Origin of the sequence: Psychrobacillus sp. FSL K6-2365 (assembly GCF_038003165.1) — a bacterium.
GTDB lineage: Bacteria > Bacillota > Bacilli > Bacillales_A > Planococcaceae > Psychrobacillus > Psychrobacillus psychrodurans.
The window spans coordinates 1-1,740 of sequence record NZ_JBBOOO010000002.1; the positions used below are offsets into that span (position 1 = coordinate 1).

Below are 1,740 nucleotides of genomic sequence, written 5' to 3' on the forward strand. Positions count from 1 at the left end.
TTCTTTAGATTATATGTGCGTTGTTGAACCACAGGGGCGAGGGGCATGGCATTGTCATATGTTGTTAAGGTTCAATGATTTGGATAGGATATTCATTAAAAACGAGGATTTAGCTTTAGTTTGGGGGCATGGTTTCGTTACTATTAAGTCGTTGGAAGGTAATGATAATATAGGTGCTTATTTATCGGCGTATTTGGCAGATATAGAGTTGGATACTGAAAAAATGGATTTAAATTCAATGATGAAATTGCACCAAGAAGAAAGAGAAGTTACTACGAAGATTGTTGAAGGAAAAGAAAAGAAATTTGTAAAAGGTGGTAGGTTGCATTTATATCCACCAGGAATGAATCTCTATAGGAAGTCGAAGGGAATAGAGTTTCCTGAAAGACAAGAAATGCGATATTCAGACATAAAAAAAGTAGTGGGTTCTGCAAAACCACACTACCAAAAATCATACCGTATTGAGACAGAAGACTTCGAAAATACTATTACGTTCATTCAGTATAATACAAAAAGAAAAGATTGATACTTATGTATGTACAAATTGTATAGACGTAGAGCGTTTTTGTAAAGGTAAATGTAGAACGATTGGTAAGATGTTTGTAATGGATATATGGATAATGAGGGGGGTTTCCCTTCGAGTTATGCAAGGAGGGGCCCCTTTGGGTGAGGTTTCCTTGCGTGAGTCGAAGGGGGGCCTTTTTTTATGCAGAATACTGGAACAAATATTCTGTATCAAAGAAAATACGTTCGTAATAAGTCAGAAAATATTTTCAATGTACTCCAAAACAATAGTTGATAGATTCCGAAAGTATAGTATAATTGAGTTACAACTGAATAGAGGAAGTCTTTTGGTGGGACCTCGGACTTCCTCATTATTAATAAAAAGGAGTGTTCATATGGCTACTAAAAAAATGAGCATTAAAATATCAGAAGATATGCATGAGTGGATAGCGTTTGAATCTGAAAAACGTGGGTTGACGATGAATGCCGTTATTATATTTGCTTTAGAGACGTACCAGCAACAATCTACTATTCTTCCGAATATAGCGATGATGAAAGAAATGATGGAAAAAATGGAAAATGAGTAATCAAAGCGTAATGATCTGTGGAAGATGGCGAAGCGAACCCTTGACATGCAATTTTCTGTGGTACGCTGTTTGCGTTCAAGCCACCTTATTCATTTACCAAGGTGGTTCTTGGCTTGGGAATACCACAGAAAAGGTTCTTGCGTGTCAAGGGCATCTGGAACAGTTCATGAAGCGGTAGGAGTAAGAAATTTTAGCAAAAAAAAGAACCGCTCTTATTAACTTGATTTTAATTAAACATTAGCGGATGGAAAAGTAGAGGTGAACACATGAAAAAGAAGTCAGAGGAGGTTTCCATTAATTCAGGTGCTATGGTGAAGGTGACTAAAATGAATCATGTTATTGAAGTGCAGCACATGGAAAAGATGAACCGAACCAACCATATTAAAAAAATGGATAAAGATAGATATGTAGATTTGTCTACTGGAGAGATAAAAGAGTTTCAACATTCAATGACACGTCAAGACAACTACAATTCGTTACGGCAGACTTTTAAAAAAATCAGATACTTAATCAATAACAATTTTGTTGGCTCTCGTAATGAGCTTCATATCACTTTAACCTATGCTGAAAATATGACTGACCCAAAACAACTCTATAAGGATTTTAAGAATTTTGTAGAGCGATTGCGTACTAAGTATAAAAATGAGAG

Annotated in this window: 2 protein-coding genes and 1 pseudogene; all 3 read left to right on the top strand. The window is 35.7% G+C overall.

Features of this window, described 5'->3' with window-relative positions:
- The coding region (locus tag MKY29_RS21975; RefSeq protein WP_445677898.1) for a rolling circle replication-associated protein at positions 1 to 526 on the top strand (526 nt) is incomplete at its 5' end.
- Between the two features lie 373 nt (positions 527 to 899).
- The gene (locus tag MKY29_RS21980; RefSeq protein ID WP_340880941.1) at positions 900 to 1,091 is read left to right on the top strand and encodes a hypothetical protein; all 192 of its coding nucleotides are present in this window, start codon (positions 900 to 902) and stop codon (positions 1,089 to 1,091) included.
- Between the two features lie 266 nt (positions 1,092 to 1,357).
- Positions 1,358 to 1,740 (top strand): annotated as a pseudogene (locus tag MKY29_RS21985) (rolling circle replication-associated protein); the annotation flags it as partial.